Source organism: Roseovarius pelagicus (assembly GCF_025639885.1).
Lineage (GTDB): Bacteria > Pseudomonadota > Alphaproteobacteria > Rhodobacterales > Rhodobacteraceae > Roseovarius > Roseovarius pelagicus.
On record NZ_CP106738.1, the window covers coordinates 1,201,804 to 1,218,941 of the forward strand.

The 17,138-nt window shown below is 61.0% G+C and carries 15 protein-coding genes and 1 pseudogene; 7 read left to right on the plus strand and 9 right to left on the minus strand.

The genetic code is table 11. The annotated features are described in order from the left end of the window. Positions 1-47 precede the first annotated feature (47 nt). The 3 genes and pseudogenes from N7U68_RS06870 (at position 48) to hrpB (ending at position 3,235) form a co-directional block, all read left to right on the plus strand. Positions 48-275, plus strand: a complete 228-nt coding sequence (locus N7U68_RS06870) for a hypothetical protein (RefSeq protein ID WP_263048666.1) — start codon at positions 48-50, stop codon at positions 273-275. Continuing rightward, positions 256-786 carry a DUF3108 domain-containing protein gene (locus N7U68_RS06875; RefSeq protein WP_263048667.1) on the plus strand — a complete coding sequence of 177 codons (531 nt, stop codon included), beginning with the start codon at positions 256-258 and terminating at the stop codon, positions 784-786. The genes N7U68_RS06870 and N7U68_RS06875 overlap by 20 nt, the downstream gene beginning before the upstream one ends. 8 nt (positions 787-794) lie before the next feature. Further along, positions 795-3,235 (plus strand): annotated as a pseudogene (hrpB, locus tag N7U68_RS06880) (ATP-dependent helicase HrpB). 105 nt (positions 3,236-3,340) lie between these two features. Here the strand turns inward: hrpB and gnd are convergent. The 3 genes from gnd to N7U68_RS06895 all read right to left on the minus strand — a co-directional run bounded on the left by gnd (position 3,341) and on the right by N7U68_RS06895 (position 7,040). After that, positions 3,341-4,744, minus strand: a complete 1,404-nt coding sequence (gene gnd / locus N7U68_RS06885; protein ID WP_263048668.1) for an NADP-dependent phosphogluconate dehydrogenase — start codon at positions 4,742-4,744, stop codon at positions 3,341-3,343. A 122-nt stretch (positions 4,745-4,866) separates the two neighbouring features. Beyond that, positions 4,867-5,793, minus strand: coding sequence for an ornithine carbamoyltransferase (argF, locus tag N7U68_RS06890; protein ID WP_165197008.1), 927 nt, complete (start codon positions 5,791-5,793; stop codon positions 4,867-4,869). 68 nt (positions 5,794-5,861) lie between these two features. Beyond that, entirely contained in the window at positions 5,862-7,040 is a 1,179-nt protein-coding gene (locus N7U68_RS06895) for an aspartate aminotransferase family protein (RefSeq protein ID WP_263048669.1), read from the minus strand. 278 nt (positions 7,041-7,318) lie between these two features. Here N7U68_RS06895 and N7U68_RS06900 point away from each other — a divergent pair, with 278 nt between their 5' ends. Beyond that, on the plus strand, positions 7,319-8,218 hold the full coding sequence (locus tag N7U68_RS06900) for a DMT family transporter (RefSeq protein WP_263049123.1): 900 nt from the start codon (positions 7,319-7,321) through the stop codon (positions 8,216-8,218). 10 nt (positions 8,219-8,228) lie between these two features. On the opposite strand, the gene N7U68_RS06905 is transcribed toward N7U68_RS06900, so the two are convergent. Continuing rightward, complete coding sequence (locus tag N7U68_RS06905; protein ID WP_263048670.1) at positions 8,229-9,032, minus strand: ABC transporter permease; 804 nt, start codon at positions 9,030-9,032, stop codon at positions 8,229-8,231. A gap of 127 nt (positions 9,033-9,159) precedes the next feature. Between N7U68_RS06905 and N7U68_RS06910 the strand changes: the two genes are divergently transcribed. Beyond that, positions 9,160-9,735, plus strand: coding sequence for a GcrA family cell cycle regulator (locus N7U68_RS06910; protein WP_165197004.1), 576 nt, complete (start codon positions 9,160-9,162; stop codon positions 9,733-9,735). A gap of 189 nt (positions 9,736-9,924) precedes the next feature. Here the strand turns inward: N7U68_RS06910 and N7U68_RS06915 are convergent, their stop codons facing one another. Then, positions 9,925-11,895 (minus strand): AsmA family protein, encoded by a 1,971-nt coding sequence (locus tag N7U68_RS06915; protein ID WP_263048671.1) that lies wholly within the window; start codon positions 11,893-11,895, stop codon positions 9,925-9,927. A 106-nt stretch (positions 11,896-12,001) separates the two neighbouring features. On the opposite strand from N7U68_RS06915, the gene rimO reads away from it, so the two are divergent. Next, positions 12,002-13,381 (plus strand): 30S ribosomal protein S12 methylthiotransferase RimO, encoded by a 1,380-nt coding sequence (gene rimO / locus N7U68_RS06920; RefSeq protein ID WP_263048672.1) that lies wholly within the window; start codon positions 12,002-12,004, stop codon positions 13,379-13,381. A gap of 26 nt (positions 13,382-13,407) precedes the next feature. On the opposite strand, the gene N7U68_RS06925 is transcribed toward rimO, so the two are convergent. After that, entirely contained in the window at positions 13,408-14,769 is a 1,362-nt protein-coding gene (locus tag N7U68_RS06925; RefSeq protein WP_263048673.1) for a hypothetical protein, read from the minus strand. A 178-nt stretch (positions 14,770-14,947) separates the two neighbouring features. Between N7U68_RS06925 and trhA the strand changes: the two genes are divergently transcribed. After that, positions 14,948-15,589, plus strand: a complete 642-nt coding sequence (gene trhA, locus N7U68_RS06930) for a PAQR family membrane homeostasis protein TrhA (RefSeq protein ID WP_308446173.1) — start codon at positions 14,948-14,950, stop codon at positions 15,587-15,589. A 5-nt stretch (positions 15,590-15,594) separates the two neighbouring features. Here the strand turns inward: trhA and N7U68_RS06935 are convergent, their stop codons facing one another. The 3 genes from N7U68_RS06935 to N7U68_RS06945 form a co-directional block, all read right to left on the minus strand. Further along, complete coding sequence (locus tag N7U68_RS06935; protein ID WP_263048674.1) at positions 15,595-15,861, minus strand: DUF6455 family protein; 267 nt, start codon at positions 15,859-15,861, stop codon at positions 15,595-15,597. 80 nt (positions 15,862-15,941) lie between these two features. Next, the gene (locus N7U68_RS06940; RefSeq protein ID WP_263049124.1) at positions 15,942-16,298 is read right to left on the minus strand and encodes a YigZ family protein; all 357 of its coding nucleotides are present in this window, start codon (positions 16,296-16,298) and stop codon (positions 15,942-15,944) included. 18 nt (positions 16,299-16,316) lie between these two features. Then, on the minus strand, positions 16,317-17,027 hold the full coding sequence (locus N7U68_RS06945; protein ID WP_263048675.1) for a M48 family metallopeptidase: 711 nt from the start codon (positions 17,025-17,027) through the stop codon (positions 16,317-16,319). Positions 17,028-17,138 lie beyond the last annotated feature (111 nt).

The following is a 17,138-nucleotide window of genomic DNA, read 5'->3' on the forward strand; positions in this document are numbered from 1 at the left end:
CGGTTGTCCAGACGCGTTGCCGCCGCCCTAACGCCCGAGGAGACATCATGCGCCGTATCATCGCCATCCTTGCCGCCGCGCTGCTGACCATTGGCCCCGCCCTGTCCGGGCCGCCCGTACCCGGCGATACCGCCGCGCGGTATGATGTGCGGCTGCTGGGGATAAAGCTGGGCGAAATGACGCTGGCGGGACGGATCAGCGGCGGCACCTATGTGATCGAGATCGGCGTTTTCCACCAGCGGTGTGGCCGGGGCAGTGACGCGCGCATCTTTTGACCTGAAATCGCGTGGGCGGGTAACCGACAGCCGATTCATCCCCCAGCGATACGACGAACAGATCGACACGGGCAGCCGCCAGTCGACGGCCCAACTGCGCTACTCCGGGGGAGTGCCACGCATCACCGGGGGGACGCTTGCCTCGGCAGAGCCTGATCCGGGCGAGACCACGCTGGACCCGGCACGCGAGGGCGGCACGCTGGATCCGCTGACGGCGATGTTTGCGGCCCTGCACGATCAGCCGCGCGCGGCACTGTGCCAGACTGATGTTGTCATCTTTGACGGTGCGCGTCGCTCTGCAATTCGCACCACTGCGCGCAGCGACATTGGCGACGAGGTGATCTGCACCGGGGCCTATACCCGCCTTGCCGGGTTTTCCGCGTCCGAACTGAAGCGCCAGACAGTTTATCCCTACACGATCCGCTTTGTCCCTGGCGGCGATGGCCGGATGCAGGCGCGTCAACTGACGGTGCGCTCCACCTATGGCAAAGCCGAGCTTTTGCGCCGATAACGCTGGGTATGACTGCAGACCTGCCGATCCATGACGCCCTCCCTGCGCTGATCGCCGCGATCCGTGCGCGCGGTCGCGCGGTTCTACAGGCCCCCCCGGCGCGGGTAAGACGACAGTGGTGCCACTGGCATTGCTGGACGCTGGAGTTGTGCAGGACCGTATCGTGATGCTGGAGCCGCGCCGTCTGGCGGCGCGCGCCGCTGCCGAACGCATGGCCGAAACGCTGGGCGAGCCAGTCGGACAGACGGTCGGCTACCGCGTGCGCGGTGAGGCGCAGATCAGCGGCGCCACCCGTATCGAGGTCGTGACCGAAGGCATCCTGACACGCCGCCTGCAATCGCAACCTGACCTGCCGGGCGTGGGTGCTGTGATCTTTGACGAATTTCACGAACGCTCGCTCAATGCCGATCTGGGCCTTGCGCTCTGCCTCGAAGTCGCGGGCGCGCTGCGTGAGGACCTGATCCTGATCGCCATGTCCGCCACGCTGGATGCCGGGCCGGTCGCGGCGCTGATGGATGATGCCCCGATGATCACCTCTGAGGGTCGCAGTTATCCGGTCGATATCCGTTGGCTGGACCGCCCCCTGCCCAAGAAATCCCGGCTCGAGCCTGCAATGGCCGATCTGATCTGTACCGCGCTGGAGGCTGGCGAAGGTGGCCTGCTGGCATTTCTGCCCGGCGAGGGCGAAATTCGCCGCACAGCCGGATTGCTGTCGTCGCGCGTACCCGCCGATTGCCAAATCCGCCCGCTCTATGGCGCAATGCCCTTTGCCGAGCAGCGCGCCGCCATCGCGCCCAGCAAAGGGGGACGCAAACTGGTGCTGGCCACGTCGATTGCCGAAACATCGCTGACCATCGAGGATATTCGCATCGTGGTTGATAGTGGGCGGTCACGTCGCGCGCGATTCGATCCCGGCTCTGGCATGGCCCGGCTGGTGACCGATCCCGTCAGCCGCGCCGAGGCGACACAGCGCACGGGCCGCGCAGGGCGCGTCGCACCGGGTACGGCGTACCGGCTATGGACCCGCGGCGAGCAAGGCGCGTTGCCTGCTTTTCCACCTGCCGAGATCGAGGCGGCAGATCTGGCCCCATTGGCGCTGGAACTGGCGATGTGGGGCGCGGCACCGGATCAGCTGCCGCTGCTGACCCAGCCCAATCCCGGCAGCTATGCCGAGGCGCGCGCGTTGCTGTCGATGTTGGGCGCGTTGGACGATACCGGTCGGATCACCGATCACGGCCGGGCGCTGGTCGCCCTGCCCCTGCATCCACGGCTGGCGCATATGCTCACGCTGGCCGGGCCGGATGCCGCACCCCTCGCCGCCCTGCTGGCGGATCGCGATCCACTGCCACGCGCGGCCCCCAGCGATCTGGCACTGCGTCTGACCGCGATCCGCGATCCGCAGGCGTGCCTGCCCCATGAGCCGAACCGCGCGGCCCTCGCGCGTATCCGCCAAGAGGCCAAGCGGCTGGCGCGCGCGGCCAAAAGCACCCGCAAAGAGGCGATGAGCGATGCCGAAATGGCCGCCCTCGCCTACCCCGATCGCATCGGCCTGCGCCGCCCCGGTGATGCCCCGCGTTATATCCTGTCAGGCGGCAAGGGCGCGGTGCTGCCCGATGACGACACGTTGGCAGGGACCCGGCTGATCGTCGCCACGGATCTGGACGGCGATCCACGAGAGGCACGCATCCGGCAAGCGATTGCGATCAGCGAAGGCGAATTGCGTGCGCTTTATGCGGATCAGATCAGCTGGCAAGACACCTGCCACTGGTCGCGCCGCGAACGTCGGGTGATCGCGCGCCGACAGGAACGTTTTGGCGCGCTGGTGCTGGATGACCGCATCTGGAAAGACGCGCCGACGGATGCCATCGCGCGCGGCATGCTGGACGGCGTGGGCGATCTGGGCCTGAACTGGAGCGATGCCGCCAGCCGTTTCGCCGCGCGGGTCACATTGGTGCACGCAGACCAACCCGACCTGCCCGACATGTCCGACGACGCGCTGATGCAGCGGCTCGATGACTGGCTGCTGCCACATCTCGGCGGCGTCCGAACCGCGCAGGAATGGAAGCGTTTCGATATGCTAGAATCGCTGCGCGCCCAGCTGGACTGGAACCAGATGCAGGCACTGGACCGCGCGGCACCGGCACATTTCACCACACCCTTGGGGCGCAAGATCCCCATCGATTATGCCAGCGATCCGCCCGAAATCAGCCTGCGCCTGCAAGAAATGTTCGGCCAGACCACGCATCCGATCATCGGGCAGACGCCGCTCAAGGTCACGCTGCTGTCACCCGCGCACCGCCCGGTCCAGACCACGACCGACATCCCCGGTTTCTGGGCCAGTTCCTATGCGGATGTGCGCCGCGACATGCGCGGACGATACCCCCGGCACCCGTGGCCAGAAGACCCGACGCAGGCCGACCCGACATTGCGGGCGAAACGGCGAAGCTGACGCTAAAGCGTCCACCCGTTGGTTCTGACACTCCCCCCGGCATCATCTTCTTGCCGAAAATATCCTCGCCGAAGGCAGACCGATTGCGCGGTCGGCGCTGCGGGATCAGGTCCACCACGGCCCGTGATGCTTGCCCTCCTGCCCCAATCGTTCAAACCCGTGATAGCCAAAGAAATCGCGTTGCGCCTGAATGATGTTGGCGGTGCCATAGCCTTGCCGCATGGTGTCGAAAAACGCCAATGCGGCTCCCAGTGCGGGCACTGCATGCCCGCCCGCGATTGCGGCGGCCACCACCTGCCGCAGTGCCGGAATGCAGGTCTCCAGCACCTGCGCCATTTTCGGTGCGAGGATCAGCTGCCCCTCTGCCAGATCGCTGCCGCGAAACGCGTCAGAGATGTCGTCCAGCAGCGCCGAGCGAATGATACAGCCCGCGCGCCAGACTTCGGCGATGCGGGCGAAATCCAGAGACCAGTCATATTCCTGCGATGCCGCCGCAAGGATGCGGAACCCCTGCGCGTAGCCCAGAATACGCGCGGCCAGAAAGGCATCTGCAAGTGTATCGTCGTCCAGATCCAGCGTGCCGCGCGCGCCGCCCAGAATGCGCTCTGCCGCCATGCGCGCGGTTTTCTCCGACGACCAGCTGCGCGCACCCACTGCGGCCTCGATCATGTTGGCAGATTGCCCCAAGCGCACCGCCTCGACGACAGTCCAGCGCCCGGTGCCTTTCTGGCCTGCGGCGTCCTTGATCACGTCGACCATCGGGTGGCCGGTGTCAGGGTCAGTGTGGGCCAGAACCTTGGCCGTGATTTCAATCAGGTAGGATTTCAGCCGCCCCTTATCCCAACGAGCGAACATGTCACTAATCTGTGCAGGGCTGCGCGAGGCACCGTTACGCAAAATCCCGTAGACCTCTGCAATCATTTGCATATCTGCATATTCAATCCCGTTATGCACGGTCTTGACGAAATGCCCGGCCCCGTCCGGGCCAAGGTGGTCCACGCATGGGTCGCCCTCAAACCGGGCGGCGATGGCGCGCAGGATCGGCTTTAGCTGCTGCCAGCTGTGATCTGTGCCGCCAACCATCATCGACGGGCCATGTCGTGCGCCTTTTTCGCCGCCCGAGACGCCCATGCCGACAAAATGCAGATCGTGCTCCGCCATCTTCGCCGCGCGGCGGCGGGTGGCGTGGAAATCGGCATTGCCGCCATCGATGATCGTATCCCCGGCCTCCAGAAGCGGTGTGATGGTGCCGATCATGGCATCCATCGGCGCGCCCGACGGGATCATAAACAGGATTACGCGCGGTGTTTTCAACCGGGCGACGAAGTCTTCCAGCTGGTCCTCTGGATGCAGTTTGTCTGCCAGCGGCCCGGCCTCCTTGACGAAATCGGCAATCCAGTCGCGTTCGCGATTGGTCACCGCCACGTCAAAGCCATGCTCGGCCATGTTCAGCGCCAGCGCGCTGCCCATTGTCCCCAGCCCGTAAATCCCGATCTGCGCGCGCGCCATTCCCGTCCTCTCCCATCGTGCCGGTGTCAGGCTAGGTTGCAGAGCGGGAATTGCAAGCGTGCAAACCAATGGGGCTGCGCAATGAATTTACGCCGGTGATCGGGGCGCTCGTGATCCGGGCCTCAAAGTCCGAGGCAATATCGCACGATAGCCTTCTGAGCATGAAGCCGGTTCTCGGCTTCGTCAAAAATCACCGACTGCGGTCCGTCCATCACGCTGCTGGTCGCCTCTTCTTCGCGGTGTGCGGGCAGACAGTGCATGAACAGCGCATCGGGCTTGGCATGAGCCATCAACGCATCGTTGACCTGATAGGGGCGCAGCATGTTGTGGCGGCGCTCCTTGGCCGATTGCGTGTCATGCATGCTGACCCATGTATCGGTGACGACCAAATCGGCCCCCTCCATCGCCTTGCGCGGGTCACGTTCTATCTGGACCTTGCAACCTGCGCGCCGTGCCATCCCCACGAATTCATCCTCCGGATCGAGCTGGGCCGGTCCGGTGAATGTCAGGTCGAACCCAAACTGGGCCGCGGCGTGCAGGAAAGACGCGCAGACATTGTTACCATCGCCGGACCAGACGACTTTCTTGCCCTTGATTGACCCGCGATGTTCCTCGTAGGTGAGGACATCGGCCATGATCTGGCATGGGTGGGTGCGATCGGTCAGCCCATTGATCACAGGCACATCGGCATATTCAGCCATCTCGATCAGCACAGATTCGTCGAAGGTACGGATCATTATCATGTCCACGTAGCGGCTGAGCACGCGCGCGGTGTCCGCGATCGTTTCGCCGTGGCCGAGTTGCATCTCGGAGCCGGTCAGCAGCATCGTCTGTCCGCCCATTTGCCGCACGCCCACGTCAAAGCTGACACGGGTGCGCGTCGAGGGTTTCTCGAAAATCAGTGCGACCATGTGGCCCGAAAGCGGCTGATCGTCATCGGGCATGCCGCGCGCACGGCCCTTGCGGGCGGTTTTCATCGTGGCGGCATTGTCGATGATCCCCCGCAGTGCGGCCGGATCGGTTTTGTGGATATCAAGAAAATGGTTCATGTATTTGGTCCGTTATTCGGCGAGGGCACCGGAGGGCTGCCTGCCCCCTCGACCCCCCGAGGATATTTTCAGCCGGAAGATGACAAGGTGTCTGCGGCGCGGTCAAGGCGGGTGATCGCCTCAGTGATTTCATCCTGAGTGATGTTGAGCGGGGGGAGCAGGCGCACCACGTTATCCGCTGCGGGGACGATGCAAAGTTCCTGTCCATAGGCGGCGTTGATAACGTCCATGTTGGGTGCCTTGCATTTCAGCCCGAGCATCAGGCCGCTGCCCCGCACCTCTGTAAAGATGTCAGGATGGGAGGCGATGAGGCCTTCGAGTTTTTGTCGCATCTGCCCGGCACGCACGCAGACGCCGTCGAGGAACTCCGGGTCGGCCACGATCTGCATCACGGCGTTGCCCACGGCACAGGCCAGCGGGTTGCCGCCATAGGTCGAGCCGTGGGTGCCCGCCACCATCGCGCTGGCGGCGTCTTCGCGCGCCAGCACCGCGCCGAGGGGAAACCCGCCGCCGATGCCCTTGGCCACCATCATGATATCCGGCTCCACCCCTGCCCATTCATGTGCAAAGAGCCGCCCGGTGCGACCCATGCCGCATTGCACCTCATCGAGGATCAGCAATATCCCGTGTTCGTCACAAAGCGCGCGCAGGTCTTTCATATCCTGATCGGACATCGGACGGATACCGCCCTCTCCCTGGATCGGTTCGATCAGGATCGCGGCCGTGTTTTCCGTGATCGCACCAGTCAGCGCAGCGTGATCGCCCCATGGCAGATGGGTAAAGCCGGGCAGTAGCGGGCCGAAGCCCTTTGTCATTTTTTCCGAACCCGCGGCGGCAATGCCCGCGGCAGAGCGACCGTGGAAAGATCCCTCGAAAGCGATGATTTCTGTACGCTCAGGCATACCCGCGTCGTGAAAATGACGGCGGGCCATCTTGACGGCCAGTTCGCAAGCCTCGGTGCCCGAGTTGGTAAAGAACACCGTATCCGCGAATGTTGCGGCCACCAGCCGGTCCGCCAGTTCCTGTTGGCCGGGGATGTGATAGAGGTTGGAGGTGTGCCATAGCTGCCCGGCCTGCGCTGTCAGCGCCGCCACCAGAGCCGGGTGCGCGTGGCCCAGCACGTTCACCGCAATGCCCGCCGCCAAATCCAGAAAGCGTCGGCCATCTGCCTCGATCAGCCAGCTTCCCTCGCCTTTGACGAAGCTGAGTGGCGCGCGGTTATAGGTGGGCAGAATAGGAGTGATCATGAAAACTTCCTTTGGAATGTCGGGACGCAAAACCAGTGTTCAGTGTCAGGTGCGCTGCGGCAAAGTCAATGAAATCTGGTGAGATATATGCGCAGGAGCGCGAACGAAGCAGTCGGTCAGCTGCGTCGGCGTCGGAGCCCGAGGGGGGCGCAATGGAAAAATCCTGTGCTCATGGCGAATGAGATAAACGGTTTGGCGGTGGCGGTATAGTGAAATCTGACGCGCGGCACGATTTGGCTCTTGCCACTGGCACACAGTCCCCGCAAATGCGCGTGACGATGTTGACACCGCGCCCTCACAATCCGTCCCTGGCGGCCCTTCTGACTCTGCTCGCTGCCGGACTGGCGGCGGGTACGACGCTGCTGGCCAAGGCGCTGGGGACCGGTATGCTAGGCGACTACGTGCTGGGCCCGTCAATGCACGCGTTGCAGATCAGCCACGGGCGGTTTCTCTTTGCCTTTCTGACTATTGGGCTGGCGACGCTCACCTTGCGTCCGCGGCTGGTGCGCCCGGCACTGGGCCTGCATGTCACGCGCTCGGCGCTGGGGTTTGGCGGTGTCACGCTGATGTTCGCGGCGGCGGCGTTCATCCCGTTGTCAGATGCCACGGCGATCAGTTTTCTCAATCCGGTCTTTGGCATGATGCTGGCGATACCGCTCTTGGGAGAGCGGGTCGGGCCGGTGCGCTGGGGCGCGGCGGGGATTGCCTTGGTCGGGGCGGCGATCCTGACCCGCCCCGGCGCAGACACCTTGCAATTGGGGGCGTTGCTGGCGCTGGGGGCCGCTGTGCTGTTGGGCGCGGAACTGATCGCAATCAAGAAGCTGTCAGGGCGCGAGGCACCGATACAGGTGCTGTTGGTAAACAACATGATTGGCCTTTGCATCGCGACCGTCGTGGTCATCGCCGTCTGGCAGGCCCCAACGGCGTCACAGTGGGCGGCGCTGGCAGGGATCGGCGTGCTGATGGCCGGAGCGCAGGCATGTTTCGTCAACGCGATGGCACGCGCCGATGCCAGCTATGTAGCGCCATTTTTCTACGCCGCTCTGGTCTTTGCCGCGTTCTATGACTTCATGTTCTTTGGCGTGCGGCCCGATTTGATCTCGGTCGCGGGCGGTGCGATCATCCTGAGCGGTGCAGGGTTGCTGGCGTGGCGGCAGGCGCGCTTGCGAGCCGCCTAGAGGCAAAAGGTTACGCCTTAAGCCGGTAGCCTCTGTGGAACATCGCCCAGGCCAGCAGACAAATCGCCAATGTCGCGCCACCTGCCACCAATGCACCCAACGCCGGGGCGCTGTCGGATATCCCCAGCACGCTGTAGCGCAGCCCGTCGATCAGGTAAAAGATCGGGTTGAAATGGGTGATTTCCCGCAGCACGGGCGGCAGCGCGTCGACTGAATAAAATGTGCCCGACAAGAAGGCGAGCGGCGTCACGATGAAATTAGTGATCGCCGCCATCTGATCGAACTTGTTGGCATAGATGCCCGCCACCATCCCCAACGCGCCCATCAGCGCAGATCCCAGTACGACATAGCCCAGCGCCATCAGCGGATGCTGTGGCACGATGTTCAGAGTCAGGGCGAGGCCCGCAAAAATCGCCAGCGCCACCACGACACCGCGTCCGATGGCCCCGGCCAGATAACCCAGTACCAGTTCGGCTGCGCTGAGCGGGGGCATCAGCGTATCGACGATGTTCCCCTGCACCTTGCCGATCACGATCGACGAGGATGTATTGGCAAAAGCATTCTGGATAACGGTCATCATCGCGATACCCGGCGCTATGAAGCTGGTAAAATCGACCCCCATCACGTCGCCGCGACGTGGCCCGATGGCGATCGAGAAGATCATCATAAACAAGCCAGCCGTTACCAGTGGTGCCAACAGAGTCTGCGTCCAGACGGAACAGAATCGCATCACCTCTCGTGCGGCCAACGTGCCGAGGCCGCGCCAATTGACCCTGCCAAAGCGGCGTGTGCCCATGGTGGTATGTTGTGTCATGTCTGGCCTTCCTGACGCATGCGATTCGGTGCCTTGTAACTCAGGCTCCAGTGATTAGAATAGGATGCGAGAGAATTACAGGGCGGCGCGCATCGGGCGCGGCCGCCTTTTTGGATAGGAAACGGATATGTCCTGGAGTGACGAGCGCGTAGAGCTGCTGAAAAAGATGTGGGGCGAGGGCCAGTCGGCCAGCCAGATCGCCAAGGAACTGGGCGGCGTGACCCGAAACGCGGTGATCGGCAAGGTGCATCGTCTGGGCCTGTCGAACCGCAATGGCGGTGGTGGTACAGCGCCCGCCACAGAGGCCAAAGCAAAACCGACAGCCAAGCCTGCGGCAAAACCGGCGGCCAAGACAAAGCCAGCGGCCAAACCCGAGGCGCAGCCAGAGCCCGAGAAACCCGCCGCAGCGCCCGTGACCCGGATCAAGCCGATCATCCCCGCCGGTCAGCCGCTGCCGCCGCAGCCATCGACCAACGAAATCGACCCAAAGGCATTGGCCAAAGTCAACGAGATCGAGAAGAAGGCCAAGCGTCTGGGCCTGATGGAGTTGACGTCGCGCACCTGCAAATGGCCGGTGGGCGATCCTGCGACGGATGATTTCTGGTTTTGCGGTCTGCCGGTGCAGGCGGGCAAACCCTATTGCGAGGCGCATGTAGGCGTTGCGTTCCAGCCAATGAGTTCGCGCCGCGACCGTCGCCGTTGAGGGTCTGGGGCATTTATCTGCCCCTACCCGCCCAAGCCTGCGGCCTACGCAACGGTTTTTTTGCAACCAATAGAAACCGCTCTGCGCCGCGGGATTCTCACGATCAGCGCCAGCGCCGCAATCTGCCCTCTTGATCTGGCTTGCCGTCGTCTGATGGCGATCCTCGAGCAAGAGGCAGCGGCGCATTCACTAATCGAAGAGTTTGAACAACTCCTTCATCACCTCTTTTTCGACCTCTTTTTTGATCGCGTCTTCAACTGATTCGCCCTCTTCGACTTTCACGCCTAGTTCTTTCTCGACCAGCTTGTTGACCTCTTTCTCGACCTCCTGCTTGACCTCTTTTTCCAGTTTCTCTTTTTCTTCTTTGAAGTTGAGGTCAATCGCGTCCTCGATGTCAGGCCAGATTTTCGGGTTCGCCCAAGGGCCGCGTATCTTAACCGGAATCGCAAATCCCTTGCTGTTGCTGCCTTCCAGCAGGACCGGGGTAAAGACATAGTCGATATCCTGCGCGCCGAGACCAATGCGCCCCCGCCCGGTTGCCGATGCCAGCGGCATCGACATTTTCAGGTCATCCCCGCGCATGTTGCCATCCGTGATATCAAACTTCGCGCTCATCTCGTCAAACACCGTTGTTCCGCCGGTGCCATTGCCAGAGCGCATCAGCTTATCCAGATCAAAGCCGCTGATCACTCCGCGCCCGGTGGCGAGGCTGAGAGAGCCGCTGAGGCTACGCATGATCGCGTCGATCGAGCCACCCACGCCGAGAAATTTCAGGTTGGCGCGTCCCGTGGTGGCGAACCGCGTGATTCCCGCTGCATCAGTCAGCAAACGTTCCATGTCGATGCCCGCCGCGCTCAGATCGCCGCCCACCGATAGACCAGAGCGATTATTGACCACAAATTGCCCGGTGATGTTGCCGGAGTAACCCTGCAACTCCTTGAATTGAAACACTGCGCGCGACCGGTCCACTGTCGCCAGTATCCGCGTTGCACCAAATTGCAGCGTGCCCAGATCAAGGCTGCTGGCGCTCAGCGAAATCTCGGCGTCCGCCAGCCCGACCGCGCTGGCGTCGATCGGGGCCTTGGACCAGCCTTCGCTGACGGCTGTACCGCCCCCGGTTCCGCCGCCATCGGCATTGCCGCTTTCCAACGCGCTCAGGTCCAGCGCACCAGCCGCCAGTTGCGCGGTCACGCGTGGTCGCGCACCACCCAGATAGATATCCGCTGCGCCGCTCAGACGGTTTTGGTCCAATGAAACACCCAGATCACGCATCGACAGGCGCAGGTCCTCTGTCACAGTCAACTGCGTCGTACCTTTGATCGCGCGGCCAAACCCAGCGGGGATATCGGCACCACCAAGCCCGAGCGACGTCATGAACTGACTTGTGCTTTTCAGGTCGAAGTCCAGTTGGCCACTTAACTGTGGTGCCGTACCGCCACGCCCGTCAAAGGTGGCTGTGCCGCCCTTGGTCGTCACAGTCGCACGCAGCGCGGAAATGCCGCCTTCGATCAATGTGCCGACCTTATCTACCCGGCCCGAAATCTCTACTGGCTCTGGGCCGGGGCGCAACACCGCATCAAATGTCGCCTCACCATCGTAGTCGGGCCAGCGCAAATCCAGAGCCATGCCCCCCATCGTGCTACGCGTCCCCGCACCGTGATCAATGAACGTGACCGCTGCATTGCTGATCAGCGCCCGGTCCAACGTCAGTGCGAGCCGCCGCGACGTGGCATTGCCGGATGCGCCGTCCGACTGCCCCGAAGGTGCGACACCCTCAACCCCCAGTTCCCAGTTAACCCGACCATCGCGGGCACGCTCCAGAATAATGGTGGGGCCAACGGCCTCTAGTCCGGTGATTCGGATGTCACCCCCAATCAGCGCAATCGGGTCCACGCCGACCTTTAGACTATCGGCACGCAGCATCGGACCGGCGTTCGACCAATCGGCATTGGCGATGGTGGTGGTGCCGGTACTGATACCCAGAACCGGATAGAAACTGATCGTGGTGTCACCGCTCATCTCGACCTTGCGACCAGTCATGGCGCTGATCTGGTCCGCTGCGATGCGGGCGATCTTATCTCCGGGCAGAAAAAACAACGCCCCGACTGCGATCATCACCGCAACCACCGCAAACCCGATCAGTTTCAAAAGAAAACCCATACCTGCACCTCACGTAAACTGCTTTTGCAATCAATGTAGGTCGGCGCGCCCGCGTCAACAAGCATTGCCCCTTTCCGCGCAGCCCGGCCCGCGCTATATCGCGGCGATGAGCACAAACCCTCCTGATCTGCGTCCCGATCTGGCACGCGCCACGTTGACCGGCAGCGCCACGCGCCGCAGCGGTCAGCCAACCATTGGCATGGTCAGCCTCGGCTGTCCAAAGGCATTGGTGGACTCGGAACGCATCCTGACGCGGCTGCGCGCCGAAGGCTATGCGATATCGCCCGATTATACCGGTGCGGACGCGGTGATCGTCAATACCTGTGGTTTCCTCGACAGCGCCAAGGCCGAGAGTCTGGAGGCCATCGGCGAGGCGCTGGATGAAAACGGGCGGGTGATCGTCACTGGCTGCCTCGGGGCGGAACCGGATTACATCACCGGCGCGCATCCCCGCGTGCTGGCTGTGACCGGCCCGCACCAGTATGAGCAGGTGCTGGATGCCGTACACGCCGCCGTGCCGCCCGATCCCGATCCCTTTGTCGACCTGCTGCCTGCCTCCGGCGTCAGCCTGACGCCTCGCCATTACTCTTATCTAAAGATTTCAGAGGGATGCAATCATAAGTGCAAGTTTTGCATCATCCCGGATATGCGCGGCCGTCTGGCCAGCCGCCCTGCTCACGCCGTGTTGCGCGAGGCCGAGAAGCTGGTCGAAAACGGCGTGCGCGAGCTGCTGGTGATTTCACAGGATACTTCGGCCTACGGGGTTGATATCAAACATGCCGAGACGAACGGCCACCGGGCCCATATCACCGATCTGGCGCGTGATCTGGGGTCGCTGGGCGCATGGGTCCGGCTGCACTATGTCTATCCCTATCCGCATGTGCGCAAACTTATCCCTTTGATGGCCGACGGGCTGGTGTTGCCTTATCTTGATATTCCATTCCAGCATGCCCACCCCGACGTCCTGCGCCGGATGGCCCGCCCTGCGGCGGCGGCCAAAACGCTTGAAGAGATTGCCGCATGGCGTTCGATTTGCCCGGAAATCACTCTGCGCAGTACGTTTATCGTCGGCTATCCCGGAGAGACCGAGTCAGAGTTTCAGACCTTGCTGGACTGGTTGGACGAGGCGCAACTCGACCGGGTTGGGTGTTTTCAATACGAAAACGTCGACGGTGCGCGTTCGAACGCTTTGCCGGACCATGTGCCCGATGATGTAAAGCAAGATCGCTGGGATCGGTTTATGGAAAAAGCGCAGGCTATTTCTGTGGATAAACTAGCTGCCAAGGTTGGCTCCATCCAACAAGTCATTGTCGATGACATCGACGAAGACGGCATCGCCACCTGCCGCACCAAGGCGGACGCCCCCGAAATCGACGGCAATCTGTTCATCGACGATGGCACCGATGGGCTAAGCGTCGGCGATATTGTCGAGGTCGAAGTGGATGAGGCCGGTGAGTATGATCTGTGGGGTGCGCTGCGTCGATAGCGAAACCAGATCGCTAACAATTCACCCTATTCGATTTCCAAGCTCTTATCATCAGCATCTTCTGCCAGCCCTTCGGGAGAAACATCAGAAGCGACATCCCGGTTAGGCTTTATCTTGGGTGCCGGTCTGCGCCATTCAGATAAATTTTGCCCAATTTCACGGTAATATTGCGGAACAACCTCCTCCAGTTCCTTAATAAAATTTACCTGTTGCGTGAACTTGGAGCCAAGACGCCTCGCGATGTAGAGATGAAAACTCAAAACCTGAAGGCCTGATTTATCTTGCTCACAAATAGTTGGGTCCTCAATCAAGCCTTTCAACGGGAATTGCGTGGCCTCACTTCTACCCGGCCAATTCAGTCGTACATGAACCTCGTCCGATGGGTCGACTTTAATCTGACGAAGCAACCAATTCACGCGTGCTCTTGACGATTTTTTGTCCTCAGGGGCCCGCAAAGTCATCCCCACATCAATGGTTCTCCTGGCAATATCTACCACAATCTCCAAAGGAGAGGCTGCGTTGGGCACTTGAAGGATCGCGGTTAATCGGTTCGAGTCGCGCAAAGATATCATTTCATCCTTCTTACGCTCGGTTGGGTCACCCAAGTGTTTTCGTGGTAGTTTTTCGCACACCATCGTTTCGGTTTGACGGCTAAGAATCAACGACAAATCCCTTGTCTCTTGGTGCCAAGCGTCCAACACGACTTCGGCCTCATGAGACTTTACTTGTATGCGCCCACCCGCAGAAACTAGGCGATTTAGCTCACTCCATTCGGGTGGCATGCGATCAAAGCCTTTGATGCCCGCACTTTCGTGGGTCAAAAACCGCACCAACTCATTCAACAGAATTTGCTGGTCAATATCGGCGACGTCATCCCCACTCAAAAGCAAATCTGCTGTAGTCAAAACGTACATCCATGACCAGTGAAAGACTGGGATTTTCGACCGGCTCTTTCGCACGTCTTCAAGTGGGTGATTGGTCGGCGCCGTGGCAAAGTGGTTAGACAGCGTAATGATGCAGTCGATCCCATTTTGCTTGGCTAGACTGCGGTATCTTTCAATTTGGTCGGCGCACAATTCGGCGTTGCCGATTTTTGCTTCAACGAGGGCGCGCCACTCCCGACTGCCTGTTGTGAGGACAATTAGACCATCCGGACGATCACGCAGATTGTCCTTTTCATCTTTAAAAACAATCTCCGTAAACGTACCCAACTTACTCCGCTTGCCAACGCGCTGACCAATCGAGCCCAATAACTCCGCACCGAACTCTTCAACTTTATCCATGCATGCGAGAACAATGGATGTTGTCCGCCCTTCTTTCGAGGTCGTCGACAAAACCGGGAAAAGCCGCGCTGCCTCTCCTTGAACTAGGTAATCTGGACGATCCATTAACACCTCCTACACCCGGACAACGGCAATCCTACGATAGCACAACTCATTCATTCAACCTTTAAGAGAACTGGTACAATCATGCTGATCTTTGGCGATTATCCGCGAAATAAACACAATACGGTCCGAGCATTGCCATTTCCCTATGCCTAGGTGAAGGTAAGGAGGCATGAGCAGAATGTCCTATCCAGCTTATTCAAGGTCAGAGCGGATCGCCGATGGCGCGATTCACGTTTTGGGTGTCGCTGCGGCGGCGGTTGGGATCACGGTTTTATTCATCTCGGCATATGACCGGATGGAATGGGGCCTATTTACAGCCATCACGATTTATTCGGCGGCTTTGTTACTAATGCTGAGCGCCTCAGCGGCCTATCACATCCTTGCCGACACAGCGGCGCGGCCGATGTTGCGACGATTGGATCACGCTGCGATATACGTCAAGATCGCAGGCACTTTTACCCCGCTGGCCGTCTTTCTGGGCACGTCATTCGGCTATTTCCTGCTCCTGCTGGTCTGGGGGCTGGCGCTGTTGGGTGCGCGGACCAAACTGCGGATGCAACGGGGCAAGATGACCACTGGCTGGCTGCCGTATCTGGCGCTTGGCTGGCTGGGTGTCATGCTCTTTGTGCCGCTGGCCGCATTGCTGCCCGGTCTCAGCCTGCAGCTGATCCTGATGGGCGGATTGCTATATACCGTCGGCATCGTGTTCTATTCATGGGAAAAATTGCGCTATGCCAATGCCATCTGGCACGGGTTCGTTCTGGTGGCGTCGGGCTGTTTCTTTGTCGGGATCGGCCACGCCGTCGCCGCCCCGTTTTAGACCGCTCAGAGAGGTCTGCCCGCCTTGAGTGCTGCAAACACTTCGGCATTGCGACAATATTCGGGCGGCTGTTCTGCCCCATCATCGTGCACATCCATCCAATGATCGCACTCGTCGGCATTGACGCAACCGGTGCAGCGCAGCACCGCATCGCCCAGCGCATCGACCTGCATCTGACCGCGCATCATCTCTTCTTCCAGATCAATCCCGAGCTTCTGGGACATGCGATCCACCAACGCAGCGTGGCGCTTCAGCGTGTTTGGGTTTGTCATGGCCTTGTTCCTCCGCATGGCGCGGAGACCGCACCCTGCCAGAGGTTAGCAAGCGTTTCGGGCCAGCGCCTTGATATATGTCAAACCGAATATGCTTCCAGATAGGCGCGCACGCAGTCCTGCACATGGCGGAAACGATCGCCACCCAGATGCTTGCCGCCGTACCAGCGGGTGACAATCACCACATGATTGTGCAGTTCTGCGCGCTCAAGCATGCGTAGGATCACCATACCGGCACCTGCCTCGCCATCATCGCCCTTTAGCGGGCTGCCATCGGCCAGCACCACCCCCCAGGTGTTATGGGTCGCCTTGGCAAATTTCTTGGCGCGTTTGAGATCCTTCAGGACAGCGTCCACATCACCCTGCGACGCAGCGGGCGCACCCGATACTGCGTATTTCGAGCCGCGATCGCTGATCACGCCTGTCAGTTGCCGGATCATACCCGTTGCCCCGCGTCAATTCAGGCTGGCATTTACCCGACGCACGGTTTCGATCCGCTGGGCGTTGGGGGGGTGCGTGCCAAGGAACCGGTCGCCGGGATCGGCAATCTGGGTAAAGAATTCGGCACCGCGCACCGGGTTGTAGCCTGCGCGCTTGGTAATGACTGTGCCCAGCGCGTCGGCCTCCAGCTCGAAATCCTTTGAATAGCTGCGCGCACCCACGGATGCCCCCAGGTCTGTGGCGCTTTGCACGGCACCGGAGCTGGCCCCGGTGATCGCCGCAAGCCCGCCAAGGATGATCGCGCCCGCCATCGCGTTATTCTGCTGGCGTGCCAGATGGCCGCTGATATGGTGCGCGGCCTCGTGCCCCATCACAAACGCCAGTTCATCGCGGTTGCGCACTTCGGCAATCAAGGCAAGGTTGAATGCCAAAATGGGCCGACCAGCCTTGTCAACGGTCTGAAACGCGTTGGGCGGCTGGTTCGGACGGTCATCGACAACGATCTGGAAATCGCAGTTCACGCCATTGGTGCGTGCGTTACATTCGCGCTCTGCCACTGGCTCGACCGCGGCAACGACAGATTTGAACTGTGAAATGGCGGCTGACGTAGGTCGTTGTGATGCGCTCTGCGCGGTTGGCTTCGCAGGCTGTTGTGGCGCACTGGTGGTGGTGACATCCCCACAGGCAGTCAGGGTCATCAGGCAAATAAGGGCGATCTTGCGCATGCTCTTCCTCGGGCTTCTTTCCGGTGTTGTCGTTGGCATTTTAGGACAGTCTAGCCAGCCGTGCCAAGCAGTGCCAGCGCGATCACGTATACGCTTCGCAACTTGCAAACA

Bases quoted from the DNA above. Each gene is read 5' to 3' on its own strand.
- N7U68_RS06870 (WP_263048666.1), top strand. From the start codon at position 48: ATGCGCCGTATCATCGCCATCCTTGCCGCCGCGCTGCTGACCATTGGC.
- gnd (WP_263048668.1), bottom strand. From the start codon at position 4,744: ATGGCGCGCGCGCAGATCGGGATTTACGGGCTGGGGACAATGGGCAGC.
- argF (WP_165197008.1), bottom strand. From the start codon at position 5,793: ATGAACCATTTTCTTGATATCCACAAAACCGATCCGGCCGCACTGCGG.
- N7U68_RS06895 (WP_263048669.1), bottom strand. From the start codon at position 7,040: ATGATCACTCCTATTCTGCCCACCTATAACCGCGCGCCACTCAGCTTC.
- N7U68_RS06900 (WP_263049123.1), top strand. From the start codon at position 7,319: ATGTTGACACCGCGCCCTCACAATCCGTCCCTGGCGGCCCTTCTGACT.
- N7U68_RS06905 (WP_263048670.1), bottom strand. From the start codon at position 9,032: ATGACACAACATACCACCATGGGCACACGCCGCTTTGGCAGGGTCAAT.
- N7U68_RS06910 (WP_165197004.1), top strand. From the start codon at position 9,160: ATGTCCTGGAGTGACGAGCGCGTAGAGCTGCTGAAAAAGATGTGGGGC.
- N7U68_RS06915 (WP_263048671.1), bottom strand. From the start codon at position 11,895: ATGGGTTTTCTTTTGAAACTGATCGGGTTTGCGGTGGTTGCGGTGATG.
- rimO (WP_263048672.1), top strand. From the start codon at position 12,002: ATGAGCACAAACCCTCCTGATCTGCGTCCCGATCTGGCACGCGCCACG.
- N7U68_RS06925 (WP_263048673.1), bottom strand. From the start codon at position 14,769: ATGGATCGTCCAGATTACCTAGTTCAAGGAGAGGCAGCGCGGCTTTTC.
- trhA (WP_308446173.1), top strand. From the start codon at position 14,948: ATGTCCTATCCAGCTTATTCAAGGTCAGAGCGGATCGCCGATGGCGCG.
- N7U68_RS06935 (WP_263048674.1), bottom strand. From the start codon at position 15,861: ATGACAAACCCAAACACGCTGAAGCGCCACGCTGCGTTGGTGGATCGC.
- N7U68_RS06945 (WP_263048675.1), bottom strand. From the start codon at position 17,027: ATGCGCAAGATCGCCCTTATTTGCCTGATGACCCTGACTGCCTGTGGG.